This is a genomic window from Plantactinospora sp. GCM10030261, from assembly GCF_042666615.1.
Taxonomy (GTDB): domain Bacteria; phylum Actinomycetota; class Actinomycetes; order Mycobacteriales; family Micromonosporaceae; genus KBS50.
The window spans coordinates 655,372-681,626 of record NZ_JBHTDD010000001.1 but is presented as its reverse complement, the minus strand read 5'-3'; the positions used below and the strand labels follow the sequence as shown (position 1 = coordinate 681,626).

Sequence of the window (26,255 nt, the reverse complement as noted above, 5' to 3'; positions counted from 1 at the left end):
CACCTCCCGGGTAGCCGTCAGTCCCGGACGATCATCGACTCCCGGAGCCGTTGCAGCAGGTCGACGCTGTCCTCGACCGAGCGGCCGGTGAACAGTCCGGTGCCGACGCTGCCGTGATCCGCCCAGCTGCACAGCACGACGCCACGGCCCGCGGCCCGCCCGACGCCGCATCGGCGGTGCTCACCGCGCTCGCCGCCGGGCACCGACTGCACCTGCGTGAGCTGGTACGTCTCGGTCAGCCGGGACACCTCGTCGGTGACGTCCTGCTCGGGGCTGAACCGGAAACCGATGGCGCCGAACACCGTCACCTGCTTGTTGCCGGGCGCCGAGTACACCCCCGCGAAGGTTTGTTCGGCGATCGGGTGCGCGGCCCGCATGTCCTGGTTGAGCCGCTGGTTGGTCCGCTCGCTCGCCGGATCGTCGCGCAGGGTGAGATCGGCCACCTCCGCCGGCACCACGGCGCTGGCCGGATACTGCGACCACATCGGCCGGCCGAACCACCCGGGGCAGGCGCAGCAGCAGAGCAGCGTGAGCAGGGTGAACACCCAGGGCCAGCGGCGTCGCCGGCGCACCGGTACGGCGACGTACCCCTTGGGGGGATGCCAGCCCGGCGGTGGGCCGGACACCGCCCGGCGCTCCCGGCGGCGTTCCTGCCGGCCCCGGCGGGCCGGAACCGCTGGTGGCGGGCTGGGCGGGGACGTCGGTCGCAGCCCTGGGCCCGGATGGGCCGGCGAGCCGGGCGGCGCCACCGGCGGTTGGTACGCCGGCGGACCCGGATGGACCGGCGGATGCGCTGTGGAGCCCGGATGGGCCGGTGGCCCCGGATACGCCGCAGGGCCCGGACGGGTCGGTGGCCCCGGGTGTGCCGGCGGTCCCGGGTGGGCCGGGTGGGCCGGCGGCGCCGGATGGGCCGGTGGCCCCGGGTGGGCCGGGTGGTGATCCGGCGAGACGGGATAGGGCAGCGTCAGCGGCAGTGGGTGGGGGGTCCACGGGTCGACACCGCCGTACGGGTCGGCGTCCGCCCACGGATCCACGGGGGTCTGGTCCTCCAGCGCCTCCCGCTCCCCGGTGGGCAGTTCGAGGGTGGGATTCGGTCGGTCCGGCGGCTCGTCGGCTATCCGCCGGCTCTCCAACCATCGACGCTTGCGGGCGGGGGCGCTCGGCACGGGCGCCGAGCCCGTCCACCGGGGCGGCAGGGCCGCGGTGTCCGGCTCGTCGATCGGCTCGTCGGCCGCGCCGGGTTGGTCGACGGTGCCGGGTTGGTCGACGGTGCCGGGTTGGTCGACGGTGCCGGGGTCGTCGGTCGGCCGGTCGGCGGCGGGCGGCTGGTCGGCGGTGGGCGGCCCGCCGGGCGGCCGGTCGACGGCGCCCTTGTCCGCACCGGCGGGACCTCCGGTGTCGGTCGTCGGCTCGGCCGGGGCCCCGGTGGGCGCCCGGTCAGGCTGTCCCGGGCCCGGCTGCGGCTCCGGCATCGCGGCAATCTCCTCTCGGCCCGTACGAGGTTAGTACCGGTCGGCTACGTCACCGGTCAGCACGGGTCGGTGGCCGTGCATCGGCGCTGGCTGCCGACGTCGGTCGGCCGGGCGCGTACCCTTGGGCATCATGAGCGTCGCACCGGCCGCCGCGGGAAGCTCCGCGGCCAACTCCGTCTGGCCCCAACTCGAGCAGCTGCTGCCGCAGGTCAGCAAGCCGATCCAGTACGTTGGCGGCGAACTGGGCGCGGTGGTCAAGGACTGGGACGCGGCAGCGGTCCGCTGGGCGTTGATGTATCCCGACGCGTACGAGGTGGGCCTGCCCAACCAGGGCGTGCAGATCCTCTACGAGGTGCTCAACGAGCTGCCTGACGTGCTCGCCGAGCGCACGTACTCGGTCTGGCCGGACCTGGAGGGCCTGATGCGCACCCACGGGGTGCCGCAGTTCACCGTCGAGGCGCACCGCCCGGTCGGCGAGTTCGACCTGTTCGGCATCTCGTTCGCCACCGAACTCGGTTACACCAACCTGCTCACCGCGCTGGACCTCGCCGGCATCCCACTGTCGGCCGCCGACCGGACCGATGCGCACCCGGTGGTCGTGGCCGGTGGGCACGCCGCCTTCAACCCCGAGCCGATCGCCGACTTCATCGACGCCGCGGTGCTCGGCGACGGCGAGGAGGCGGTCCTGGAGATCACCGGTATCGTCCGGCAGTGGAAGGACGAGGGGTCGCCGGGCGGTCGGGACGAGCTGCTGCTGCGGCTGGCCCGCACGGAGAGCGTCTACGTGCCGCGCTTCTACGACGTGGACTACCTGCCGGACGGCCGGATCCAGCGGGTCGTGCCTAACCGGGCGGACGTGCCGTTCCGCGTGCACAAGCGCACGACGATGGACCTGGACGCCTGGCCGTACCCGAAGAAGCCGCTGGTGCCGCTGGCCGAGACCGTGCATGAACGGTACGCCGTGGAGATCTTCCGCGGCTGCACGCGGGGCTGCCGGTTCTGCCAGGCCGGCATGATCACCCGGCCGGTCCGGGAGCGGTCCATCACCACGGTCGGTCAGATGGTGCAGGAGGGTCTGGAGTTCTCCGGCTTCTCCGAGGTCGGCCTGCTGTCGCTCTCCTCGGCCGACCACTCCGAGATCGGTGACATGTGCTCCGGCCTGGCCGAGCAGTACGAGGGGACGAACGTCTCGCTGTCCCTGCCCTCGACCCGGGTGGACGCCTTCAACATCGACCTTGCCCAGGAGCTGTCCCGCAACGGACGGCGGACCGGCCTGACCTTCGCCCCCGAGGGCGGGTCGGAGCGGATCCGCAAGGTGATCAACAAGATGGTGTCGAAGGAAGACCTCATCCGTACCGTGGTCACCGCCTACACCAACGGGTGGCGGCAGGTGAAGCTCTACTTCATGTGCGGTCTGCCCACCGAGACGGACGAGGATGTCCTCGAGATCGCCGACATGGCGCACGAGGTGATCAGGGCCGGCCGGGCGGCGACCGGCTCCAAGGACATCCGGTGCACCGTCTCCATCGGCGGTTTCGTGCCCAAGCCGCATACCCCGTTCCAGTGGGCCGCGATGGATCGCCCGGAGGTCATCGACCACCGACTCAAGCTGCTCAAGCAGGCCATCAACAGTGACCGGTCGCTCGGCCGGGCGATCGGTTACCGCTACCACGACGGCGAGCCGTCCCTGATCGAGGGACTGCTGTCCCGCGGCGACCGTCGGGTCGGCGCGGTGATCCGGCGGGTGTGGGAGAACGGCGGCCGGTTCGACGGCTGGAGCGAGCACTTCTCCTACCAGCGTTGGGTGGACGCGGCGGCGGAGACCCTGCCGGCCTACGGCGTGGACCTCGACTGGTTCACCAGCCGGGAGCGGGACGAGCTGGAGGTGCTGCCCTGGGACCACCTGGACTCCGGGCTGGACAAGGACTGGCTCTGGCAGGACTGGCAGGACTCCCTGTCCGAGTACGAGCAGGACGACTGCCGGTGGACCCCGTGTTTCGACTGCGGCGTCTGCCCGGCGATGGACACGGAGATCCAGATCGGCCCCACCGGGAGGAAGCTGCTGCCGCTCACCCCCGTTGGCGGGTTGCGTGTCCCGTCCGGCCATTCCTGACCCGCCGGCGCGCCTGAGCGGTCGGGCTGGCCCGGGTGGGCTTCCGGTCCACCGCTGCGTCAGGATGGGGGGACAGGTAGGCGCAACGTGAGGAGCCCACGATCGCCAAGAAGCAACCGCCGGGCGGCCAGGCCCCGGTCGTCCAGCGAATCAGGATCCGGTACGCCAAGCGGGGAACGTTACGGTTCACGTCGCACCGGGACTTCGCCCGCGCGTTCGAACGGGCGCTGCGGCGCGCCGGTGTGCCGATGGCCTATTCGCAGGGTTTCACCCCACACCCGAAGATCTCGTACGCCAGCGCGGCGCCGACCGGGGTGGCGAGCGAGGCCGAGTACCTGGAGATCGCGCTGCGTGAGGCGGTCGACCCGGACCGGCTGCGGGCCGCCCTGGACGCGGCCCTGTCGCCCGGCCTGGACATCGTCGACGCGGTGGAGGCGAGCGGCGGCAGCCTCGCCGATCGGATCGAGGCGTCCCGGTGGCGGATCGCACTGCCCGGGGTCGACCCGGCGGTGCTCCGTACGGCCGTGGACGCCTTCCGTGCCGCGTCCGAGGTTCCCGTCGAACGGCTCACCAAGCAGGGCCGACGGACGTTCGACGCGCGCGGGGCCGTCATCAGTATCGATGTGGCGCAGGAGAACGGGGCACCATCCGAGGTCACGGACGTACCGTGTGCGATACTTGACCTGGTGGTACGGCAGGTGAGCCCGTCCGTACGACCCGATGACGTCCTGTCCGGCCTCCGCGTGGTGGCCGACCTGGAGCCGCCGGCGCCGCCCCGTGCGACCCGGCTGGCGCAGGGCACGGTGACCGCGCAGGCGGAAATCGCGGACCCGTTGGAAGCGGACCGCGACGGGGTAGCCATCGGTGAACGCTGACCCCCGACGGGTCAGTGCTCAGCCAGCCAGACCTCGGTGGTCCGTGCACCTCGGCGGCACCGCCGGAGAAACTTTCGCGGCGACCCTGCGTGGCAGCGCTCACCCGCGCCCGGGGAAGCCAGAACTGGAGAACGTCCCATGCTCGAAAACGAGCCCGAGGGCGGGAACCGGTCCGGCGAACAGCCGGCCGAGACCGCCGACACCACCAACTCCGCCAGCGGCGTCCCGGACACGGGCGGCACCGGCGGTACGCCGGAGGCTGGCGCCGTCGCTCCGGACGCCCCCGCCGCCCCGGCCCGCCGGGCCCGCGCGACCCGCCGCCGGACGGCGGCCCAGGCCACCGAGCCGGCCCAGGTGGAGGCGCCGGTCGAGGCGCCGGCCACGGCCAGCACGACGAGCGGCGAGGCACCGGACCCCGAGGTCCTGGCCCCCGTCGCCGGCGAGGTCGAGCCGATCGCCGCGCCGGCGCGCCGCCGCCGCAAGGCGACCAGCAGCAAGTCCCGGACCACCACCGAGCCGACGACCGACCCCGGCGCCCCGGCCGGGCCCGGCGCGACTGACCAGGCCCCCGAATCGGCGCCGCCGGCCGCCACGGCGGGTTCGCCTGGCGGTGAGGCCGCGCCCGAGGCCGCGCCGGCAGCGGAGCCGCAGGCGGCACCGGTGAAGGCGACCCGGAGCCGGCGGCGCAAGGCCGCGCCGGCGGTGGAGCCGGCGGCCGTACCCGAGCCGTCGGTCGACGGAACGGACCAGCCGGCGGAACCGGCCGGGGGGGTGGCCGGCGAACCGGCGGGCCAGACCGCACCGGGCTCGATTGGCGATTCCGGCGCCGCCGGCGAGCCGGCGGGTGAGCCCGTCGCGGAGCCGTCCAAGGCCACCCGGCGCCGGCGATCGGCGCTGTCCGCCCCCACCGTGCTGTTCATGGCGCCGGAACCGGACCCGAAGGCGCCGCCGGCCGCGGTCGCCGCGGCACCCACCGTGGAGCCCGTCGAGTCGGTCCCGACGGAGCCGGCCGAGTCCGCCGAGGCGGGTCGCCGTCGCCGGCGCGGGCGCCGAGGCGCGGAGGCGCCGGAACCGGTTGCCGACGAGCCCGAGGAGCCGACCGAGACCGCAGCCGAGGCCGACCAGGACGAGGACGAGGACGACGAGACCGCCGCGGGTCGTCGCCGCCGGCGGCGGGGCCGCCGGGGACGCGGACGTGGCAAGGGCGGCGCCGACGAGGCGGACGGCGAGGACGAGGAGCCCGCGCAGGCAGACGCCGGAACCGAGGACGACGAGGACGAGGAACCCGAGGGTGGGGAGGCACTGACCCGCCGCCGGCGGCGCCGCCGGCGGAAGGGAGCCGGCGACACCGACGGCGGGACAGACGACGGTGTGCCCACGGTCGTCAAGATCCGTGAGCCGCGCAAGGCCGTGGACGAGGTTCAGGGCGTGTCCGGCTCGACCCGGCTGGAGGCCAAGCGGCAGCGCCGGCGGGACGGCCGCGAGCAGCGTCGTACCCGACCGCCGATCCTCAGCGAGTCGGAGTTCCTGGCCCGTCGTGAGGCGGTCGACCGGATGATGGTGGTCCGTCAGCGCGGCGACCGGACGCAGGTCGCGGTGCTGGAGGACGGCGTGCTTGTGGAGCACTACGTCAGCCGCAGCTCCTCCGGCACCATGGCCGGCAACGTGTACCTCGGTAAGGTGCAGAACGTCCTGCCCAGCATGGAGGCCGCCTTCGTCGACATCGGCCGGGGCCGCAACGCCGTGCTGTACGCCGGCGAGGTCAACTGGGACACCACCGGCCTGGAGGGACGCGCCCGCTCCATCGAGCAGGCGCTCAAGTCCGGTGACTCGGTGCTCGTGCAGGTGACGAAGGACCCCATCGGGCACAAGGGCGCCCGGCTGACCAGCCACATCGCGCTCTCCGGGCGGCACCTGGTGTACGTGCCGCACGGCAACGCCTCCGGGATCAGCCGCAAGCTGCCGGACACCGAGCGCAAGCGACTGCGCGACGTCCTCAAGAAGCTGGTGCCCGATGGCGCCGGCGTGATCGTCCGCACCGCGGCCGAGGGGGCCAGCGAGGACGAGCTGGCCCGGGACGTCAAGCGGCTCCAGGCGCAGTGGGAGGAGATCCAGGCCAAGGCGGCCGAGGGCGGCGCGCCGGTGCCGCTCTCGGAGGAGCCGGACCTGGTCATCCGGGTGGTCCGGGACCTGTTCAACGAGGACTTCCGCGAGCTGGTCGTGCAGGGCGACGAGGCGTACGGGATGGTCGAGTCCTACCTCGGGCACGTTTCGCCGGACCTGGTCGCCCGGCTGCGCCGGCACACCGGCACCGCCGACATCTTCGCCGAGCGGCGGATCGACGAGCAGATCCTCAAGGGCCTCGACCGCAAAGTCTTCCTGCCCTCGGGTGGCCACCTGGTGATCGACCGGACCGAGGCGATGACGGTGATCGACGTCAACACCGGGAAGTACACCGGTGCCGGCGGAAACCTGGAGGAGACGGTCACCCGGAACAACCTTGAGGCGGCTGAGGAGATCGTGCGCCAGCTCCGGCTGCGCGACATCGGTGGCATCATCGTGATCGACTTCATCGACATGGTGCTGGAGTCAAACCGGGAACTGGTGCTCCGCCGCCTGACCGAGTGCCTGGGCCGGGACCGGACCAAGCATCAGGTGACCGAGATCACCTCGCTCGGGCTCGTGCAGATGACCCGGAAGCGGATCGGGGCCGGGCTGCTGGAGGCGTTCAGCGAGACCTGTGACTGCTGCAAGGGTCGCGGTCTGGTGATCCACACCGAGCCGATTCCGGAGAAGAACCGGTCCGCGGGTGCGGGCGACAAGGTCAAGGCGGTGGCCTCGGCCGGGAACACGACCGAGACGACCGGCGGTCGGCGGCGGGGCCGCCGCGCCGCCGCGGCCGAGCCGGTGGTCGAGACGGTGTCGGCGTCGGAGGGGGCGCGCGTCGCCACCGAGGTCGAGGTCGTCGAGGAGGACGACACGATGGGCTACGACCTGTCCCGGTACGAGAACGACATGCCGAGCGCGCCGGCCGTCGAGGACGCCCGGGAAGCCGAGCCGATGCGGTTGGCCTCCGTCGACGACCCCGACGCGATGGACGAGTCCGGCGAGGAGCAGAACGACGGCGGCGCACCCGGTCGGCGCCGGTCCCGTCGCGGCAACACCCGCCGGCGTACCCGACCGTAGCGGCTGCCGGTCGCGGTCGGTCGCCCCACGGGTGGCGGCTGGCCGCGCCGGATCGGCGACCGCCGGTCCGGTGCCCCACAGTTCTTCCCCAGGCCACCCGGTTTGGGGCTACGGCCGCGGATGGCGTACGCTTGCCTACGGCGCACTTTTGGGCGCCGAGTTCTCGCGTGCCCGCAGCCGTTCGCGGCGCAGTCGCCGTGAGCAACGTTCCGAGCAGCCTCAACGACAGGGAGTCCGCGTCCGATGTACGCGATCGTCAAGACCGGCGGCAAGCAGTACAAGGTCGCCGAGGGCGACGTGATCGAGGTCGAGAAGCTCGCCGGGCAGCCCGGCGACGCGGTGACGCTGACCCCGGTCCTCCTCGTCGACGGTGATGACCTGGTGACCGACGCGGCCAAGCTTGCCAAGGCTTCGGTGGCCGTCGAAATCGCCGCGCACACCAAGGGCCCGAAGATCCGGATCCACAAGTTCAAGAACAAGACCGGCTACCACAAGCGTCAGGGTCACCGTCAGCCGCTGACCCAGATCAAGGTGACCGGCATCTCCAGCGGAAAGTAAGGTCGTTCTCAGATGGCTCACAAAAAGGGTGCGTCCAGCTCGCGCAACGGCCGTGACTCCGCGGCGCAGCGGCTCGGCGTGAAGCGGTTCGGTGGCCAGGTCGTCAACGCCGGCGAGATCATCATCCGCCAGCGGGGCACCAAGTTCCACCCGGGTGACCTGGTCGGCCGGGGCGGCGACGACACGTTGTTCGCCCTCGCCGCCGGTGCCGTCCAGTTCGGCACCCGGCGCGGTCGCAAGGTCGTCAGCATCGTACCGGCGGCCCAGCAGTAGGTAATCGTCGGCGGAGCGGGCCGGGGACCTCGAGTCCCGGCCCGCTCCGCCGTTTCATGGCGACCCGCTCACGGCGGGTCCGTCCGTTTCGTGGTGGTCCGGGTCGCGGGTCTCCGGTGGTGGAAGGATTGTCGGCGTGACGACGTTCGTTGACCGGGTCGTCCTGCATCTGCAGGCCGGCGACGGCGGGCACGGCTGTGTCTCGATCCACCGGGAGAAGTTCAAACCGTTCGGAGGCCCCGATGGTGGGAACGGTGGACACGGCGGCAGCATCTCCCTCGTTGTCGATCCCCAGGTCCACACCCTGCTCGACTTCCACTTCCGGCCGCACGTCAAGGCCGAGAACGGCAAGGGCGGCGCCGGCTCGAACCGGGACGGGGCGAGGGGCACCGACCTGGTGCTGAAGGTGCCGGACGGCACCGTGGTCAGCACCATGGACGGGCAGGTCCTCGCCGACCTCGTGGGCGCTGGCACGACGTTCGAGGCGGCCCGCGGCGGCCGGGGCGGCCGGGGCAACGCCTCGCTGGCCAACGCCAAGCGCAGGGCTCCCGGCTTCGCTGAGCTGGGCGAGCCGGGTGACCGTCTCGACGTCGTGGTGGAACTCAAGAGCGTCGCCGATGTCGGCCTGGTGGGGTTCCCGTCCGCCGGCAAGTCGTCGCTGATCTCGGTGCTTTCGGCGGCCAAGCCGAAGATCGCCGACTACCCGTTCACCACCCTCGTGCCCAACCTCGGCGTGGTGCGGGTGGACGACCACACCTTCACGATCGCCGACGTACCGGGCCTGATCCCCGGTGCGGCCGCAGGCAAGGGGCTGGGGCTGGACTTCCTCCGGCACATCGAGCGGTGCGCGGTGCTGGTCCACGTGATCGACACCGCCACGCTGGAGCCGGGCCGTGATCCATTGGCCGACATCGACGCCATCGAGGCCGAACTTGCCGCTTACGGCGGGTTGACCGACCGCCCCCGGCTCGTGGTGCTCAACAAGATCGACGTGCCGGACGGCCGGGACCTCGCCGAGATCGTCCGACCCGACCTGGAGACTCGGGGCTACCCGATCCACGAGGTGTCGGCGGTCACCCGGGAAGGGCTGCGCGAGCTGACGTACGCGATGGCGGAGCTGGTGGAGCAGGCGAGGGCCGCTGCGCCGACTCCGGAACCGACCCGCATCGTCATCCGGCCGCCCGCCGTGGACGACGCCGGTTTCACGGTCGAACCGACCGGTGACGGCGGGTACGTGGTGCGCGGATCGCGGCCGGAACGCTGGGTTCTGCAGACGAACTTCGACAACGAGGAGGCGGTCGGTTATCTGGCCGACCGGTTGGCCCGGCTCGGTGTCGAGGACCAGCTGGCCAAGGCCGGGGCGCAGCCCGGCGACCTGGTCCGGATCGGCGACCGGGAGTTCGACTGGCAACCCACGACGTACGCGGGTGCGGAGTTCGTTCCCGGGGTGCGGGGCAGCGACGAGCGGTTGTCCGATCGGCCGGCGCGGACCACGGCGGCCGAACGACTGGCGGCCCGGAAGGCGCGCCGGCAACGGCCGGCCGACGAGGTCGAGCCGCCGGCTGCCGGTGCCGACCCCGACGGCCCGCCCACCATCGGTGGCGCCACGGCCGACTCGGGTTCCACCGCGGACTCGGCTTCCGGCAGCGGCTCGTCCGGTGGTGGCTCGGCTTCCGGTGGTGGCGCGGGCGACGCCGATTCGAGGCCCTAGGCAACCTGGACCGGCCTCTGGTAGGAAATCCGCCGGAAACCCTCGCGACCTACCATGCGGCAGTGATGATCGAGCCTCGTCCCGCCACCGATCCGGAACTCGCTTCGCTCCTCGTCGCCCAGCAGCGCGAGTTGCGGGAAACCGACGGTGGGCTCGACGGGCAGGTCTACCCGCTCCACGACGACATCCACTTCCTGGTCGGCGTCATCGACGGTCGTGTGGTCGCCTGCGGGGCGATCCAGGAACTCGACGGCGACACCACCGAGATCAAGCGGATGTACGTCCAGCCCGCGTTTCGCGGCCGAGGGCTGGCGCGGCAGGTGCTCACCGCGTTGGAGGAGTTGGCCCGCCAGCACGGGTACACCGTGCTGCGCCTGGAGACCGGCAGCTACCTGCCTGCGGCGATCCGGCTCTACGTGTCGGCCGGGTACGCCGAGATTCCGGTCTACGGCGAGTACGTCGACAACCCGTACAGCCGGTGTTACGAGAAGCGCCTCCCGGTCCCGGCGCCTGAACTGGGTTGACGAGGGGCCCCCTTCCGCCGCGGGAAGCGACGGTCAGGGGCCCTCCGCTCCATCACAGTAGGCCGATTGCCGTCCGGGCACGGTGAATCGTGTCGGCGGTCGCGATCCGGGCCCGCTCGGCACCGTCCCGCAGGATCGCGCGCACGTACGCCGGGTCGGCGGCCAGGTCCGCGTACCGGCGTTGGATCGGGCGTACCCTGTCGATGACGGCGTCGGCGACCGCGGCCTTGAGCGGGCCGTACGAGTCGAAATCGTCGGCTAGGTCCCCGGGGGACCGGCCGACGCAGGCCGAGAGGATTTCCAGCAGGTTTGCCACTCCCGGCCGCGCGGCCGGGTCGTAGCGGACGTCGGACGCCGAGTCGGTGACCGCGCGGAACACCTTGCGACGCAACACGTCCGGGGCGTCGAGCAGGAACAACGTGCCGCCGCCGGACGGCGCCGACTTGCTCATCTTGCGGCTCGGGTCGGCCAGGTCCATCACCCTGGCGGCGGTGGGTGGATGCACCGCCCGCGGCACCACGAAGGTCGCGCCGTATCGGGCGTTGAACCGGGTGGCCACGTCGCGGGCCAGCTCTACGTGCTGGTCCTGGTCGTCGCCGACCGGCACCTCCGCGGACTGGTGCAGCAGGATGTCGGCGGCCATCAGCACCGGATAGGTGAGCAGGCTCAACCGCACCTGGTGCTGCGCAGCGGACTTCTCCTTGAACTGGATCATGCGTTGTGCCTCGCCGACGCCGGTGGCGCATTCCAACAGGTAGTGCAGCTCGGTGTGGGCGGGCACCTGGGACTGCAGGTAGAACAGCGACCGGTCCGGGTCGACGCCCGCGGCGAGCAGCAGGGTCGCCTGCTCGATGGTGGTCGCCCGGGTCGTCGCCGGGTTGTGTTCGACGGTGAATGCGTGCAGGTCGGACAGGAACACGACGGTGCCGGGGGTGTCCTGTCCGGCCACGGTGGGCACCATCGCGCCGAGCAGGTTGCCCAGGTGCAACCGGCCGGTCGGGGTGAAGCCGCTGATCCGCCGGAGGCTGGCGGCGGGCGGAGCGGTAAGTGCGGTGCCGGGCGTGGTCATGGGTGGCTCCTCGGTGATGCGAGGGCCGTCCGGCACCCGGGAGCCGGGAACGAGAACGGCCGCCCGGGGAACCGGGCGGCCGAGGTTTGTTCGGGTACGCGGATGCGGGCCGCCCGTCAGGGCAGCCACCACAGGTTGATGGTCATCCGCACGCCCTCCACGGTAGCAGCGAACGGACCCCCGCGGTGGCCGCCGGGCGATCGGCGACGCGTTGTTCGTGCCTCGCCGGGTGTCGATCGCCTCACGCCTGTTCGGGTGCCGCCGCTGGGCGGGCCCGGACATGGATCTTCTCGCCCTGCGGACCGAACAGGTGGATCACCTCCGCGGGGTCGGGTCCGGGGTTGGAGATGCGGTGCGGGACGCGGGTGTCGAACTCGGCCACCTCGCCGGGGCTGAGCGTGAGGTCGCGCTCGCCGAGTTGCAGCCGGATCCGGCCGGACAGCACGTACAGCCACTCGTAGCCCTCGTGGGTGCGCAGTGTCGTGTCGTCGGGGGCGCGCGGCGGAATGATCGACTTGAAGGCCCGGATGCCGCCCGGCCGGCGGGTGAGCGGAAGGTACGTGACGCCGTGGCGGACGATCGGTCGGGCGTGCACCCGAGGGTCGCCGGTTTCCGGCGCCGCGACCAGTTCGTCGAGCGGCACCTGGTGGGCCCGGGCGAGCGGCAGCAGCAGTTCCAGGGTGGGTCGCCGATCTCCCGATTCGAGCCGGGACAGGGTGCTTACCGAGATGCCGGTGATCTCGGAGAGCTGCGCCAGCGTCGTGCCGCGCCGGTTGCGCAGGTCCCGCAGTCGCGGGCCCACGGCGTTCAGCACGACATCGTCGTCGTTTGCCATACCGGCAAATATACTTGCCGAATCCGGGGCGTCGGCGCACCGTGGACGCGACGACGAGCGGAGGCCAGATGGACGAGACGTACGACGTGGTCGTGGTGGGCGGTGGTGCCGCCGGGTTGGCCGGCGCCCAGGCGCTGGGCCGGGCCCGGCGATCGGTGCTGGTGGTCGACGCCGGGGAACCGCGCAACGCCCCGTCCGGATCCGTACACAACTATTTGACAAGGGACGGAACACCGCCGGCCGACCTGGTCACGATCGGCCGCGAGGAGGCGACCCGGTACGGCGCACACCTCGTCACCGGCCGGGCCGAGGCGGCGAAGCGGCACGGCGACGGTTTCACGGTGACGCTGGACGACGGGCGGACGGTCGGGGCCCGGCGGCTGCTCGTCACCACCGGCCTGATCGACGAACTGCCCGAGCTGCCGGGGCTCGCCGAGCGCTGGGGTCGGGACGTGCTGCACTGCCCGAACTGCCACGGTTGGGAGGTGCGTGACCGGCGCGTCGGCGTGCTGGCCACCGGGCCGCTGGCGGTGCACCAGGCGAACCTGTGGCGGCAGTGGAGCCACGACGTGCTGCTGCTGACCCACGGTGCCGCACCGCCGGCGGGGGAGGAGGCCGAGCGGCTCGCCGCCCGAAGCATCACCGTCGTGCCCGGGCCGGTAGCGGAGGTCACTGTCGCGGACGACCGGTTGACCGGGGTACGGCTCGCCTCGGGCGAGATCGTCGAGCTGGACGCGCTTGTGGTCGGAACCCGGCTCACCGCCCGCGCCGAGCTGCTGGAGTCGCTCGGACTGCGCCCAGTGGAGGTGGAAGTGAGCGGGCAGGTCATCGGGATGCGGGTGCCCGGCGACCAGAACGGGGCCACCGAGGCGCCGGGGGTGTGGGTGGCCGGCAACGTGACAGACGTACGCGCCCAGGTGCTCGTGGCAGCCGCCGGCGGGTTGACCGCCGGGGCGGCGATCAACGCGGACCTGGTCGCCGAGGACACCCGGAAGGCCGTCGACGAACACCGGCACCGGCTGGCCACCATGTTCACCGAGGACGCCTGGGAGGAGCGGTACCGGTCCCGCCCGGCGGTGTGGAGCGGGCAGCCGAACCCGGTCCTGGTGACCGAGGCCGCCGACCTGCCCGCCGGTCGGGCGCTGGACGCGGGGTGTGGCGAGGGCGCCGACGCCATCTGGCTGGCCGAGCGTGGCTGGCGGGTGACCGCCGTGGACCTCTCCGCAACGGCCGTGGAACGGGCCATCGCGCACGCCGCGACCCTCGGTGCTGACCTCGCCGACCGGGTCGAGTTCCGCCACGTGGACCTGGCCGTCGAGCCGCCCACCCAGGGCACCTACGACCTGGTGTCGTCGCACTTCCTCCATCTGCCAGCGGAGGAGCAGTGGCCGTTGTTCGACCGGCTCGCCGCCGCCGTCACCCGGGGCGGCACCTTGTTGATCGTCGGGCACGACCCCTCCGACCTGCGTACCCGGGTGGGTCGGATGCACTTCCCGGAGGCGATGTTCACCGCCGACCAGGTGGCCGAGCGTCTCGATCCGGCCGGATGGGAGGTGCTGGTCGCGCAGGCGCGACCGCGGACCTCGAAGGACCGGGAGGGCCGGGCGGTCACGGTGCACGACGCCGTCCTGGTGGCCCGTCGCCGCTGACCCCGCGCGGGAAGGGTCCGGGTGTCAGCGGGCCCTTCCCTAGTCCAGGTCGAACTCGCCGTCCTGGGCGCCTGCCACGAAGGCGTCCCATTCGGCCCGGGTGAAGACCAGCACCGGCCCGTCTGGGTCCGTCGAGTTCCGCATGCCGATCAGGTCGTCCACGAAGGCGATCTCGACGGCCTCGTCCGCCGGGTCGCCGTCGGCCCGCTGCCAGACAGCGCGACTGAGATCGAAGTCGCCCTTGGGGTGCTGCACCGGTTGTGCCGCCATCTCCGGCCTCCATCACGAGACAATGTCCGTCGAACGGATCCGACTCCATGGTGCAGGATAGGCGGATGCCCAGCCTCACCCGCGCCGAAGCGGTCCAGCGTGCCGATCTGGTCGATGTGGAGTCGTACGAGATCGATCTCGATCTGACCGGGACGGACGGCACCTTCCGGTCCGCCGTCACGATCCGGTTCTCGGCCGCCGCCGATTCGGCGACGTTCGTCGAGGTCAAGCCGGTCACGCTGGATCGGGTACGGCTCAACGACGCCGACCTGGATCCGGCCCTGCTGGACGACAACCGACTGCCGCTCACCGGCCTGCGGGAACGCAATGTGCTCACGGTCGAGGCGACAATGGCGTACACCAACACGGGCGAGGCGCTGCACCACTTCGTCGATCCGGCCGACGGTGAGACGTACGTCTACGCCACCTCCGCCCTGGACGAGGCCCAGCGGATCTTCGCGGCGTTCGACCAGCCGGACCTGAAGGCCACCATCGGCCTGTCAGTGACCGCGCCGCCGAACTGGGTGGTCGCCGCGAACGGTGCGCTGGCTGGCAACCCGGCACCGGGCCGGTGGGAGTTCGTGCCGACCGCGCCCTTGTCCACGTACCTCTTCTCGCTGATCGGTGGGGCCTTCCACAGCCGACACGACGAGCACGACGGCATCCCGCTGGCTATCTACGCCCGCCGCTCGCTGGCCGAGCAGTTGGACGCCGAGGCCGATGAGATTTTCACCGTCACCCGGCAGTCGTTCGACGAGTACCACCGGATGTTCGGCGTGCGGTACCCGTTCGGCAAGTACGACCAGGCGTTCATGCCGGAGTTCAACATGGGGGCGATGGAGAATCCGGGCCTGGTCACCTTCCGGGACGACTACCTGTTCCGGTCGGCGGTCACCGAGTCCGAGCGGGAGTGGCGGGCCGTCGTGATCGCGCACGAGATGGCCCACATGTGGTTCGGGAACCTGGTCACCATGCGCTGGTGGGACGACCTGTGGTTGAACGAGTCGTTCGCCGACTACTTCGGCTACCGGGTCACCGCGTCCGTCACCCGCTTCACCGATGCCTGGGCCAGTTTCGCGGTGCAGCGCAAGCGCAGCGGGTACGCGGCCGACCAGCGGCCGTCCACCCACCCGGTGGCGCCGGAGGATGTTCCCGACGTCGCGCAGGCGCTGACCAACCTCGACGGCATCTCGTACGCCAAGGGTGCCTCGGTGCTGCGCCAACTCGTCGCCTGGCTCGGCGACGACGCGTTCCTGGCCGGACTGCGGGCGCACTTCGCCACCCACCGGTTCGGCAACGCCACCCTGGCCGACCTGCTCTCCGCGCTCGAGGCCGCGAGCGCGAGGAGTGAGCTTGCGAGCCCCGCAGTCGCGAGCAGCGGGAAGACCGCAAGTGATCGTGACCTGGCGGCCTGGGGTGAGGTGTGGCTGCGCCGGTCGCAGGTCAACACGTTGCGGGTGTCGGCCACGACCACCGCCGACGGCCGGTACGCCGAGGTCGCCGTGACCCAGACAGCGCCGCCGGAGCATCCGACGCTGCGACCGCACCGGATGGGGCTTGGGCTGTACGACTCGGTGGGTGGCGCCACGACCCTGCGCCGCCGGGTGGCCGTCGACCTGGCACCGGACGCGGACGGTGGGCGCGCCGTGGTGCGGGAGCTGGCCGGTGAGCCGGTGGCCGGGCTGCTGCTGCCCAACGACGGTGACCTGACCTTCGCCAAGGTTCGGCTGGACGACGCCTCCGCCGCGGCGGTGCCCGCGATGCTGCCCACCCTGCCGGATCCGGTGGCCCGGGCGGTCCTCTGGTCGGCCGTGGCCGACGCGGTGGCCGACGCCGAACGGCCGGTCGGCGATCTGGTGACGCTGCTCGCTGTCGCGCTGCCGGTCGAAACCAACGTGATCCTGGCCGAGGAGATGCTCGGCATCACCGCTCGGCTGGTCGACTGCTACCTGCCCGAGTCGGATCGGCTGGTCGCGCTGGACGAGATCGCCGGCGCGTGCCGTCGACTGCTGGGGGTGGTCGAGCCGGGAAGCACGATGCAGTTGGCGGCGACGCGTGGCCTGGTCCGAGCCACCCGGGACACCGGCGAGCTGACCGGCCTGCTGACCGGGGCGGCGGTGCCCGCGGGGCTCGCCGTCGACCGGGATCTGCGCTGGTTGGTGCTGGGGCGGCTGGTGGTGCTCGGCGCGGCCGGGGAGCCGGAGATCGCCCGGGAGTTGGCCGTCGATCGCAGCGCCGCCGGGGAGGAACGCGCCGCGTACTGCCGGGCCGCGCTGCCTGACCCGGAGGCGAAGCGCCGCGCGTGGGAGCTGATCAGCACCGACGAGACCCTGTCCAACCGGCAGGTTCTGGCCACCGCGAACGGGTTCTGGCAGCCCGAGCAGGACGAGCTGACGGAGGCGTACGTGGAGCGGTACTTCGCCGACAGTCCGCGGATGGCGAAGCTGCGGACCCCGTACGTGGTCGAGAAGGTGGCCCAGGTCGCCTTCCCGGCGTACGCGGTGCGACCGCGGACCCGGGAGCTGGCGGCGGCGCTGCTCGCCCGCGACGACCTGCCGCCCACCGCCCGGCGGTCGGTCGTCGACCGGGCCGACGATCTGCGGCGGGCCCTCGTAGCGCGGAGCAGGTGACGCGGAAGATCCGCTAGCCCAGGATCGCCGGGCTGGGGATCGGCCCGCGGCCGAGTCGGTCTCGCGACCGGCTTACGATCAACTGTGTGGAGGAGGACACTCGGCGGGTCGGGATCATGGGTGGCACCTTCGATCCGATCCACAACGGCCACCTGGTCGCCGCGAGCGAGGTGGCGGACCGGTTCGGGCTGGACGAGGTGGTCTTCGTGCCGACCGGCCAGCCGTGGCAGAAGGCGGACGAAACCGTCACGCCGGCCGAGGATCGCTATCTGATGACGGTCATCGCGACCGCGTCGAACCCGACCTTCCAGGTCAGCCGGGCGGACGTCGACCGGAGCGGACCGACGTACACAGTTGACACGCTTCGGGACATCCGGCTCGAATACGGCCCGAAGGCGCAGTTGTTCTTCATTACCGGCGCGGACGCCCTGGAGAAGATCCTCTCCTGGAAGGACGCCGAGCAGATGTTCGAGCTGGCGCACTTCATCGGGGTGACCCGGCCCGGTTTCGAGCTGTCCGCCGCTCACCTGCCCGCCGACGCGGTAAGCCTGGTCCAGGTGCCGGCCATGGCCATCTCGTCGACCGACTGCCGGGCCCGGGTGGCCGCGGGCAAGCCGATCTGGTACCTCGTACCCGAAGGTGTGGTGCAGTACATCGCCAAGCGGCGCCTGTATCGGTGCTGATCGTCCCTTTTCGCGGGAAACCGAGGCGGCATCTGCCGGGGGTGTATGAGACGCTTGACTCCTCGTACAGCCGATCGAAGGAGCAAGGTGGCAGCATCCGCTCGCGCTCACGAGCTGGCCCTGGCCGCAGCCCAGGCCGCCGCCGACAAGAAGGCGCAGGACATCGTCATCATCGACGTGACCGACAAGTTCGCCATCACCGACGCGTTCGTGATCGCGTCGGCGCCGAATGAGCGCCAGGTGCAGGCGATCGTCGACGCGATCGAGGAGCGGCTGGTCGACCTTCCGGAGAAGGCCAAGCCCGCCCGCCGCGAGGGGGAGCGGGCCGGCCGTTGGGTGCTGCTCGACTACGTCGACGTGGTGGTGCATGTCCAGCACGCCGAGGAGCGCGAGTTCTACGCGCTGGACCGGCTGTGGAAGGACTGCCCGACCATCCCGTTCGTCGACCGTGACCTCGTCGAGGCCGAGGCGGGCGCCGCCGAATGACCCGCCTGATCGTCTGGCGGCACGGCAACACCGACTGGAACGGCTCCTCCCGGGTGCAGGGGCAGACCGATGTCGGGCTCAACGATCTCGGCCGGCAGCAGGCGGCCGGTGCGGCGCCGCTGCTCGCGGCGCTCCGCCCGGATGCCATCGTCGCCAGCGACCTGAGCCGTGCTCGACACACCGCCGACGCGTTGGCGGCGCTCACCGGACTGCCGGTCCACCTTGATGCCCGGCTGCGGGAGCGCTACTTCGGCCGGTGGCAGGGGATGCTGCTTACCGACGTCGCGCAGCGGTTCCCGGCCGAGTACGCGGCCTGGCGGGCCGGCGATCCGGATCCGGGCTGCGAGCTGGAGAGCCTCGACGACCTGGGCAAGCGGGTCGGCGCCGCGTTGCAGGAGGCCGCGGACGCCGTCCCCGGCGGGACCATCGTGGTGGCCACCCACGGTGGGGCGTCCCGACAGGGTTGCGGCCAGTTGCTCGGCTGGGCCCCCGAGGTGCTGCGCGCGGTCGGCCCGTTGCAGAACTGCCACTGGACCGAGCTGCGGCACGACGCCCGCGGCTGGCAGTTGCGCGCGCACAACGTGGGCCTGATCGACCAGGGCGCCACGCCGCCGCCGCTCTGACGGTCGATGTCGGCGCCGTTGACGCCGTACCGGGACATGGGCGCGACCGGCGGTGATCCGGTAGCGTTCCGGCATGTCCGTCGCGGTCGTCACCGATTCCACCGCGTACCTGCCGGCCGAGTTGCCGCATCCGCTCACGATCGTGCCGCTGGCCGTGGTGATCAACGGTGCGGCCGGTCGGGAGGGTGCCGAGGTCTCGCCCGCCGACGTGGCCCGGGCGCTGGGCGAGCGGCGGGTGACCGTGACCACCTCCCGGCCGGCGCCTGCCGAGTTCGCCCGGGTCTACCGCCGGCTGCTCGACGGCGGCGCGAGCGCGATCGTCTCGGTGCACCTGTCGGCGAAACTGTCCGGAACCGCCGAGGCGGCGACGTTGGCCGCCGCCGAGTTCGACGGGCTGGTCACGGTGGTGGACTCCCGGTCGACCGGCATGGGCCTCGGCTTCCCCGCGCTCGCCGCCGGCGCCGCCGCCGCGCGGGGCGCCGATCCGGCCGCGGTACGCGCGGCGGCGCTGGCCGCCATCGACCGCACCCGCACCTTCTTCTACGTGGACACCCTGGAGTTCCTCCGCCGGGGCGGCCGGATCAACGCGGCCTCCGCGCTGCTCGGCACCGCGCTCGCGGTGAAGCCGATCCTGCACGTGGCGGAAGGAACGCTTGTGTTGCGGGACCGGGTGCGCACCACGAGCCGGGCCCTGGCGAGGCTTGTCGATCTCGCGGTGGAGGCGGCCGGCGACTCCCCGGTGGACGTCGCGGTGCACCACATGGCGGCGCCGGAGCGGGCCGGCGAGTTGCTCGACGCGCTCGTCGGCCGGTTCGGCGACCGGTTGTGCGACAGGTACCTGACCGAGGCCGGAGCCGTCGTGGCGGCCCACGCCGGACCGGGCCTGGCCTGCGTGGTGGTGCATCGCCGGGAGGACGGTGCGTAACCACCGTCGCCTCGAACGGTGGACCTGCTCTGGAGTGGGGGAGTGCTCGCCGGCCGGAGACCGATCCGGTCAGGGGGTGTCCGGCCGACGCGCGGCTTGGAACAGTTCGACGAGGTTGCCGGCTGGGTCGGTGAGGAGGATCTGTCGACCACCGGGGCCGGCGACAACGTCACCGCGCAGCGACAGACCGGCGCCGCGCAGCCGCTCGATCTCGGCATCAAGGTCGTCGACGACGAGGTGGACGCGGTTGCGTCCGGGGCCGCTGGCGTCGCCCGGGGTGGCACGGGCGCCGGAACTGGTGGGTCCGGAGAGCAGCAGCCGCAGCGGGCCGCGTACGACGTCGGCGAAGGCGGGTGCGGCGCTGGCGTTCAGCGTGAAGCCCAGGTGGTTGGTGTAGAAGTCGATGGCGGCTGGGACGTCGTCGACGATGTAGCGCACGCTGGCATACCGGTCGGGCGTTGTCATGACTGTCTCCTTCAGGTTCGGCTGGCGCCGAGCACGGCCAGCAGATGTCGGACGCGGGTGTGAATGTCCTCCGCGGCGCGCTGGAAGGCGGGATATCCGGTGGGGGCGGGGTCGCCGTCGACCTGGCCCGGCCCGGCGCCGGACCCGGCGGGGTCGGGGATGCTCCAGTGCACGCGCCGCGGGTGGCCGGGGAAGTCGGGGCACACCTCGCGAGCCTTGTCGCAGAGGCTGACGACGTAGTCGAACCGACGTCCGGTCAGGGTGTCCCAGTGACGAGGTCGCTGCTCGGCGATTTCAAGGTCGAACGTCTCGCGCAGCACTCGTACGGCCTTCGGGTGGAGGTGGGGCTTGGGCCGGCTCCCCGCGCTCGCCACCTCGACCTGTCCACCGGTCCGGTGCCGGAGCAGGGCCTCGGCGATCGGGGAACGGGCGCTGTTGCCGGTGCAGACGAACAGCACGCTGAGCGCGGGTGAACGTCGTAGGCTCGGCCGGGGCGTCGCTTCCGCGTCGTGTGTGGCGCGTAGCGCCGGATGTAGCGCTGGGCCGATATCGGTAAGCGCCCGCGCGCAGCGGTCCAGTCTCAGGTGGTAGTAGCTGTCGCGGCCGTCGTGACTGCTCCGCCCGACGGTGACGAGCCCACCATCCCGCAACAGTCGCAGGTGGTACGAGACCAGGTTCTGCGGCTCGCCCACAAGTGTCACCAGTTCGCGGACCCGATAGTCGCTTGTCGCCAGAACGGACAGGAGCCGCCACCGCAGCGGATGAGCCGCCAGGCGGAGGAATGTGGGGACCGCTTGACTGGATGGGGCCACCATCGGAAGATATGCCGGCGTGGCCGATACATCAAGTCGATTTGATGGACTTACGGGAGGGCGCTGACGGTGGACCGCGAGAGGCAGTCGCGGGACGCGCCGAGTTCGACGCGGGGCACGGCGGAACCCGGCCAGAATCCCGTCCCGGGTTCGCTGGCTCGGCGGCTGGGCACCACCGACGCGGTATTGATCGGGTTGGGGTCGATGATCGGGGCGGGAATCTTCGTCGCGTTCGGCCCCGCGGCCGGTGCGGCCGGCACCGGCCTCCTCATCGGACTGCTGATCGCCGTCGTGATCGCGTACTGCAACGCGGTGGCCTCCGCCCAGTTGGCGGCGACCTACCCGACCTCCGGCGGCACCTACATCTACGGGCGGGAACGCCTCGGCCACTTGTGGGGCTTCACGGCGGGCTGGGGCTTCGTCGTGGGCAAGACCGCCTCCTGCGCGGCCATGGCGCTCACCTTCGCCGCCTATGCCGTACCCGGCCCGTGGTGGCTGCGACGCGCGGTGGCCGTGGTGGCCGTGGTGGCCCTGGCGGCGCTCAACTATCGGGGCGTCACCAGGACCGCGATGCTGACCCGCGTGCTGGTCGCGACGAGCCTGACCGCGCTGACCGTCGTGGTGGTCGCCATCGCGGTCGGTGGTCGGGCCAGGACGGCGAACCTGGGCGACTGGTCAGATCTTGGCGCTGGCGGCGCGTACGGCATCCTGCAGGCCGCCGGCCTGCTGTTCTTCGCCTTCGCCGGGTACGCCCGCATCGCCACCATGGGCGAAGAGGTCCGCGATCCCCGACGGACCATCCCGCGAGCCATTCCGCTCGCCCTGTTCATCACGGCGGCCGTCTATCTGGTGGTGGCGGTCGCCGCCCTGTGGGCGGCGGGACCCCATCGACTCGCCACCGCCGTGGCGCCGCTGACCACCGCCGTGCAGGCCGCTGGCGCGGCTCCGGTGGCCCCTGTCGTGCGCATCGGGGCCGCGCTCGCCTCCCTCGGCGCCCTGCTGGCCCTGATCGCCGGTATCGGCCGCACCAGCCTGGCCATGGCCCGCCACCGCGACCTCCCGCGCTGGCTGGCTGCCGTCCACCCGCGGTACGGGGTGCCGCACCGCGCGGAGATCGCGATCGCGGTGGTGGTCGGCGTGCTTGTCGCCACCATGGACCTGCGCGGGGTGATCGGCTTCTCGTCCTTCGGGGTGCTGGTCTACTACGCGATCGCCAACGCCGCCGCGTACACGCAGCCGGCCGACCAGCGACGCTGGCCGCGCGGGCTCAACCTGCTCGGCGCCGGCGGTTGCCTGGTTCTGGTCGCCACCCTGCCCTGGCAGTCGGTGCTCGTGGGCCTGGCCATGTTCGGCCTTGGCCTGGTGGGACGGGCCATCGTGATGAACCGCCGCCACACCGGTCCCATGTGATCACCAGGGCGGCGCGGCGGCCCTCGTAACACACGTCTGCTTGATCAGGCGCTTTTCCACAGCCGTCCCAGTTATCCCCAGATCATTCTCGGACCGGCCCGCTGCCCGCCGGCCCTGGTTAGCGTCCCCGCCGTGACCGATGACGAGATCTCCGTGCAGCGCCGCCTCGGGAGGCTGTTCGACGACCGGGCGCCGTCGGCGGGGCCGCCCGAGTGGCCGGGGACCGAGTCGGCCGCTCGGGGCCTACCGCGCTCGTCGCCCGACGACGTGACGGTCAGCGCGACGATGCCCGACCCGTCCGCCGACCTTTCACCGGCCGACCAGGTCGATCCGGTCTCCGGGGGTCGGCTTCCGATGGACACCGGCCGGCTCGACCGGCTGGGCGGCGCCTTCGATCCGGGCCGTCGAGGCGTACGGGCCCTCGCGGTGGTGGCCCTGGTGGTGGCCGTCGGCGCGGCACTCTGGGCGTGGCGCGCCCGACCGGCCACCGAGCAGGTAGGGAGCGTCGGGACGGTCACCACCAGTGCCGCGCCGGCGAACTCCGCGGCCGGTGCCGAGGACCGCCCCGCGGCCGACGGCGGCACACCCGTCGCGGAGGTCGTGGTAACGGTTGCCGGCAAGGTCCACCGTCCCGGGCTGGTGCGGCTGCCGGCCGGGGCACGCCTCGCCGACGCGATCGAGGCGGCCGGCGGCGCGCTGCCCGGAGTGGACGTGGCGATGCTCAACCCGGCCCGGCGGCTGACCGACGGAGAACTGATCGCCGTCGAGGTGACGCCGCCGCCTGGCGCGGTGGGGCAACCGGCGGCGGGTGCTGCGCCACCGGGCGCCGTGCCGGGTGGGTCGGGTGGCCCAATCAACCTGAACACGGCCACCCTGGCGGACCTCGACGGTCTGCCCGGTGTGGGGCCGGTCCTGGCTCAGCGCATTCTCGACCACCGGCAGCGGCACGGCCCGTTCAAGGCGGTCAGCGACCTCCGGCAGGTAGACGGCATCGGCGAGGCCCGCTACGAAGACCTGAAGGACATGGTGACGGTGTGAGCGCTCCGCGCGGCGGGGCCCGGCGGCGGTCGACGGGCGATCCGACCCCGGAGCGCGAGCCACCCGACCTGCGGCTCGCCGGCCTCGCGGTGGCCACCTGGCTGTCGGCATTGCTGGCCCTGCGGACCGCGCTGCCGGTCAGCCTCGCCATCGGCGGCGGCGCGGCGGTACTCGCCGCCGTCGTGCCGGCGGCCAGATCCTGGGGCTGGCGGATACCCCGGCGCTCCTCAACGGTGGTCGGCCGCCGGTGGGCGGCTTTCAGCGCGCGGTGGCGAGGGACGGGCTGGCGGTGGCCGGTGGTTGCGGTGCTGCTCGGCGTGGTGTGCGGATCGGCCGCTACGGCGGCGCGGATCGTGGTGCGCGACGCTCCGGCGCTGGCCGGTCCGGTGAGCGCCGAAGTCCGGGTCACCGCCGAGTTGATGGTCCGCGACGACCCGCACGCCCTGCGCGGCGCCTCCGGTCGCCCGGCCAGCTATCTGGTGCCGGCCGCGTTGGTGTGGCTGCGGGCCCACGCCCCGGACGCCCGCCCGGTGCGGGCGCCGGCCCGCGTCCTGGTGCTGGCCACCGGGCCGGCATGGCGATCGGTGCTGCCCGGGCAGCGGGTGCTGGTGACCGCCCGGCTCGGCGTCCCGAACGGCGGCGACCTCACCGCGGCCGTCCTGTCGGTGAACACCGCGCCGGCGCTGCTCGGCGAGCCGTCCTGGGCGCAACGGGCCGCCGGTCGGTTGCGCTCCGGTCTCCAGACGGCGGCCGGTCCGCTGCCGGACGAGCCGGGTGGGCTGCTGCCGGGGCTGGTGGTCGGGGACACAAGCCGGCTCGATCCCGCGGTCGAGGAGGACTTTCGGACGACCGGGATGACCCATCTGACGGCGGTTTCGGGTTCCAACGTGGCAATTGTCGTCGGGCTCGTGCTGCTGCTGGCTCGCTGGGCCCGGGCCGGACCCTGGCTCTCCGCCGGCCTGTGCGCGGTGGCGCTCGTCGGTTTCGTCGTCCTGGCCCGCCCGTCGCCAAGCGTGCTGCGGGCGGCGGCGATGGGCGCGGTCGCGCTGCTGGCCCTGGCCACCGGCCGAACGCGGGCGGCCCTGCCCGCGCTGTGTACCGCCGTCACCGTACTGGTGGTGCTGGACCCGGATCTCGCCGGTGATCCCGGCTTCGCGCTGTCCGTGCTGGCCACCAGCGGCTTGTTGCTGCTCGCGCCGCGCTGGCGGGACGGGCTGCGGCGGCGCGGCGTACCGGCCGGACTGGCCGAGTCGCTGGCCGTGCCGGCGGCGGCGCAGTTGGCCTGTACGCCGGTGATCGCCGGGCTGTCCGGGACCGTGAGCCTGGTGGCGGTGCCGGCCAACCTGCTGGCCGTTCCCGCGGTCGCGCCGGCCACCGTGCTCGGTGTGGTCGCCGCGACGGTGTCCCCGGTCTGGGCCGGGGCGGCGGAGTTCGCGGCCTGGCTGGCCGGCTGGCCGGCGTGGTGGCTGGTGCTGGTGGCCCGGTACGGAGCCCAACTGCCCGCCGGCACCCTGCCGTGGCCCGGGGGAGCCGGCGGGGGTCTGCTCCTGGCCGGTCTGACCCTGCTGTTGATGCTGGCCGCCCGGTCGACTGTGGTGCGGCGGCTGATGGTCGTGATGGCGACCGCCGCCGTCGTCGGTGCGGCGCCGATCCGGATCGTCGCGACGGGCTGGCCGCCGTCCGGGTGGATCGCGGTCGCCTGCGATGTCGGGCAGGGCGACGCCCTGGTGTTGGCGGTCGGCCCAGACCAGGCGGTGGTGGTGGACGCGGGACCCGAACCGGTGGCGGTCGACCGGTGCCTGCGACGGCTCGGTGTCCGATCGGTCCCGTTGCTGATCGTCAGCCACTTCCACGCCGATCATGTGGGCGGCGTGGCCGGGGTGTTCCGCGGTCGCCGGGTCGGCGGCCTGCTGACTCCGCGCTGGCCGGAGCCGGGCGAGGGCCGGCGTCTCGTCGAGCGGGTGGCCGCGACAGCCGGGCTGCACCTCGAATCGGCGACCGCCGGCCGGGTGCTTCGGGTCGGCGGCGCCGAACTGACCGTGCTGGGTCCGGCGCATCCGGCCCGCGGCACCAGGTCCGACCCCAACAACAACTCTCTCGTCCTCGGCGTTCGCAGCAACGGGTTGCGCCTGCTGCTGGCCGGCGACGCCGAGAGCGAGCAACAGCGGGCGTTGCTGGACCTGATCGGCCCTGACGGCCTGCGGGCCGACGTGCTGAAGGTGGCGCACCACGGTTCGGCGTACCAGGAGCCGGAGTTCCTGGACCGGGTCGATCCGACGGTGGCGCTCGTCTCGGTCGGAGTGGACAACGAGTACGGGCACCCGAGCGATGTGCTGCTGGCCAGGCTCGTCCAGGGCGGCAGCCGAGTGCTGCGCACCGATCGAGGCGGGGACCTCGCGGTGCTGGTCAAGGGAGGTCGCCTCGCCGTCGCGGTGCGCGGCCATCCAGCGAGCACAGCCGGCAGCGCGCCAACGTGATCACGACATCCAAAGGGTTCCCCGATCCAGTCGCCGTTCTCCGCATGGGGAAGGTTTGGCGACGGCGGGACGTCGAGCAATGGATCATCGAGCACCGCGCGCCGCGAGACTGATTGCAGGTCAGGCCCGATGCATCTGCTGTAGTCCGGCGTCTACCGGCCAACGAGGGAT

Annotated in this window: 21 protein-coding genes and 1 pseudogene; 16 read left to right on the top strand and 6 right to left on the bottom strand. The window is 72.5% G+C overall.

Going from position 1 to position 26,255, the window contains the following annotated elements; all coding sequences use genetic code 11:
* Window positions 1-17: 17 nt before the first annotated feature.
* Window positions 18-1,472, bottom strand: a complete 1,455-nt coding sequence (locus ACFQUZ_RS03405) for a hypothetical protein (protein ID WP_377437424.1) — start codon at window positions 1,470-1,472, stop codon at window positions 18-20.
* Window positions 1,473-1,602: 130 nt separating this feature from the next.
* Between ACFQUZ_RS03405 and ACFQUZ_RS03400 the strand changes: the two genes are divergently transcribed.
* The 7 genes and pseudogenes from ACFQUZ_RS03400 (at window position 1,603) to ACFQUZ_RS03370 (ending at window position 10,712) form a co-directional block, all read left to right on the top strand.
* Complete coding sequence (locus ACFQUZ_RS03400) at window positions 1,603-3,585, top strand: TIGR03960 family B12-binding radical SAM protein (protein WP_377437422.1); 1,983 nt, start codon at window positions 1,603-1,605, stop codon at window positions 3,583-3,585.
* A gap of 155 nt (window positions 3,586-3,740) precedes the next feature.
* Window positions 3,741-4,460 carry a TIGR03936 family radical SAM-associated protein gene (locus ACFQUZ_RS03395; protein ID WP_377437510.1) on the top strand — a complete coding sequence of 240 codons (720 nt, stop codon included), beginning with the start codon at window positions 3,741-3,743 and terminating at the stop codon, window positions 4,458-4,460.
* A gap of 138 nt (window positions 4,461-4,598) precedes the next feature.
* On the top strand, window positions 4,599-7,646 hold the full coding sequence (locus ACFQUZ_RS03390; protein ID WP_377437420.1) for an Rne/Rng family ribonuclease: 3,048 nt from the start codon (window positions 4,599-4,601) through the stop codon (window positions 7,644-7,646).
* A gap of 243 nt (window positions 7,647-7,889) precedes the next feature.
* Window positions 7,890-8,204 carry a 50S ribosomal protein L21 gene (rplU, locus tag ACFQUZ_RS03385; RefSeq protein ID WP_377437418.1) on the top strand — a complete coding sequence of 105 codons (315 nt, stop codon included), beginning with the start codon at window positions 7,890-7,892 and terminating at the stop codon, window positions 8,202-8,204.
* A gap of 12 nt (window positions 8,205-8,216) precedes the next feature.
* The gene (gene rpmA / locus ACFQUZ_RS03380) at window positions 8,217-8,477 is read left to right on the top strand and encodes a 50S ribosomal protein L27 (RefSeq protein ID WP_377437416.1); all 261 of its coding nucleotides are present in this window, start codon (window positions 8,217-8,219) and stop codon (window positions 8,475-8,477) included.
* Window positions 8,478-8,613: 136 nt separating this feature from the next.
* Window positions 8,614-10,032 (top strand): annotated as a pseudogene (obgE, locus tag ACFQUZ_RS03375) (GTPase ObgE); the annotation flags it as partial.
* Window positions 10,033-10,250: 218 nt separating this feature from the next.
* Complete coding sequence (locus tag ACFQUZ_RS03370) at window positions 10,251-10,712, top strand: GNAT family N-acetyltransferase (RefSeq protein WP_377437414.1); 462 nt, start codon at window positions 10,251-10,253, stop codon at window positions 10,710-10,712.
* Between the two features lie 52 nt (window positions 10,713-10,764).
* On the opposite strand, the gene trpS is transcribed toward ACFQUZ_RS03370, so the two are convergent.
* The gene (trpS, locus tag ACFQUZ_RS03365) at window positions 10,765-11,781 is read right to left on the bottom strand and encodes a tryptophan--tRNA ligase (protein ID WP_377437412.1); all 1,017 of its coding nucleotides are present in this window, start codon (window positions 11,779-11,781) and stop codon (window positions 10,765-10,767) included.
* Between the two features lie 241 nt (window positions 11,782-12,022).
* Window positions 12,023-12,616, bottom strand: a complete 594-nt coding sequence (locus tag ACFQUZ_RS03360) for a helix-turn-helix domain-containing protein (RefSeq protein WP_377437410.1) — start codon at window positions 12,614-12,616, stop codon at window positions 12,023-12,025.
* Window positions 12,617-12,684: 68 nt separating this feature from the next.
* Here ACFQUZ_RS03360 and ACFQUZ_RS03355 point away from each other — a divergent pair, with 68 nt between their 5' ends.
* Window positions 12,685-14,265, top strand: a complete 1,581-nt coding sequence (locus tag ACFQUZ_RS03355; protein ID WP_377437408.1) for an FAD-dependent oxidoreductase — start codon at window positions 12,685-12,687, stop codon at window positions 14,263-14,265.
* 39 nt (window positions 14,266-14,304) lie between these two features.
* Here ACFQUZ_RS03355 and ACFQUZ_RS03350 read toward each other — a convergent pair whose 3' ends face one another.
* The gene (locus tag ACFQUZ_RS03350) at window positions 14,305-14,535 is read right to left on the bottom strand and encodes a DUF397 domain-containing protein (protein WP_377437406.1); all 231 of its coding nucleotides are present in this window, start codon (window positions 14,533-14,535) and stop codon (window positions 14,305-14,307) included.
* Window positions 14,536-14,600: 65 nt separating this feature from the next.
* On the opposite strand from ACFQUZ_RS03350, the gene pepN reads away from it, so the two are divergent.
* The 5 genes from pepN (at window position 14,601) to ACFQUZ_RS03325 (ending at window position 19,882) form a co-directional block, all read left to right on the top strand.
* Window positions 14,601-17,165 (top strand): aminopeptidase N, encoded by a 2,565-nt coding sequence (pepN, locus tag ACFQUZ_RS03345; RefSeq protein WP_377437404.1) that lies wholly within the window; start codon window positions 14,601-14,603, stop codon window positions 17,163-17,165.
* An 86-nt stretch (window positions 17,166-17,251) separates the two neighbouring features.
* Complete coding sequence (gene nadD / locus ACFQUZ_RS03340; protein WP_377437402.1) at window positions 17,252-17,848, top strand: nicotinate-nucleotide adenylyltransferase; 597 nt, start codon at window positions 17,252-17,254, stop codon at window positions 17,846-17,848.
* An 87-nt stretch (window positions 17,849-17,935) separates the two neighbouring features.
* Window positions 17,936-18,334: a ribosome silencing factor gene (gene rsfS, locus ACFQUZ_RS03335; protein ID WP_377437400.1), complete on the top strand. Its 399-nt coding sequence runs from the start codon at window positions 17,936-17,938 to the stop codon at window positions 18,332-18,334.
* On the top strand, window positions 18,331-18,957 hold the full coding sequence (locus tag ACFQUZ_RS03330) for a histidine phosphatase family protein (RefSeq protein WP_377437399.1): 627 nt from the start codon (window positions 18,331-18,333) through the stop codon (window positions 18,955-18,957). Before rsfS ends, ACFQUZ_RS03330 begins: the two co-directional genes overlap by 4 nt.
* A gap of 73 nt (window positions 18,958-19,030) precedes the next feature.
* Window positions 19,031-19,882: a DegV family protein gene (locus ACFQUZ_RS03325; protein ID WP_377437397.1), complete on the top strand. Its 852-nt coding sequence runs from the start codon at window positions 19,031-19,033 to the stop codon at window positions 19,880-19,882.
* 69 nt (window positions 19,883-19,951) lie between these two features.
* Here ACFQUZ_RS03325 and ACFQUZ_RS03320 read toward each other — a convergent pair whose 3' ends face one another.
* Both ACFQUZ_RS03320 and ACFQUZ_RS03315 read right to left on the bottom strand, forming a co-directional pair.
* On the bottom strand, window positions 19,952-20,347 hold the full coding sequence (locus ACFQUZ_RS03320; protein ID WP_377437395.1) for a VOC family protein: 396 nt from the start codon (window positions 20,345-20,347) through the stop codon (window positions 19,952-19,954).
* A gap of 11 nt (window positions 20,348-20,358) precedes the next feature.
* The gene (locus ACFQUZ_RS03315; RefSeq protein WP_377437393.1) at window positions 20,359-21,159 is read right to left on the bottom strand and encodes an ArsR family transcriptional regulator; all 801 of its coding nucleotides are present in this window, start codon (window positions 21,157-21,159) and stop codon (window positions 20,359-20,361) included.
* Between the two features lie 153 nt (window positions 21,160-21,312).
* On the opposite strand from ACFQUZ_RS03315, the gene ACFQUZ_RS03310 reads away from it, so the two are divergent.
* The 3 genes from ACFQUZ_RS03310 (at window position 21,313) to ACFQUZ_RS03300 (ending at window position 26,084) form a co-directional block, all read left to right on the top strand.
* On the top strand, window positions 21,313-22,569 hold the full coding sequence (locus ACFQUZ_RS03310; protein ID WP_377437508.1) for an APC family permease: 1,257 nt from the start codon (window positions 21,313-21,315) through the stop codon (window positions 22,567-22,569).
* A gap of 132 nt (window positions 22,570-22,701) precedes the next feature.
* Entirely contained in the window at window positions 22,702-23,607 is a 906-nt protein-coding gene (locus ACFQUZ_RS03305; protein WP_377437391.1) for a helix-hairpin-helix domain-containing protein, read from the top strand.
* On the top strand, window positions 23,604-26,084 hold the full coding sequence (locus tag ACFQUZ_RS03300) for a ComEC/Rec2 family competence protein (protein ID WP_377437389.1): 2,481 nt from the start codon (window positions 23,604-23,606) through the stop codon (window positions 26,082-26,084). The genes ACFQUZ_RS03305 and ACFQUZ_RS03300 overlap by 4 nt, the downstream gene beginning before the upstream one ends.
* Window positions 26,085-26,255 lie beyond the last annotated feature (171 nt).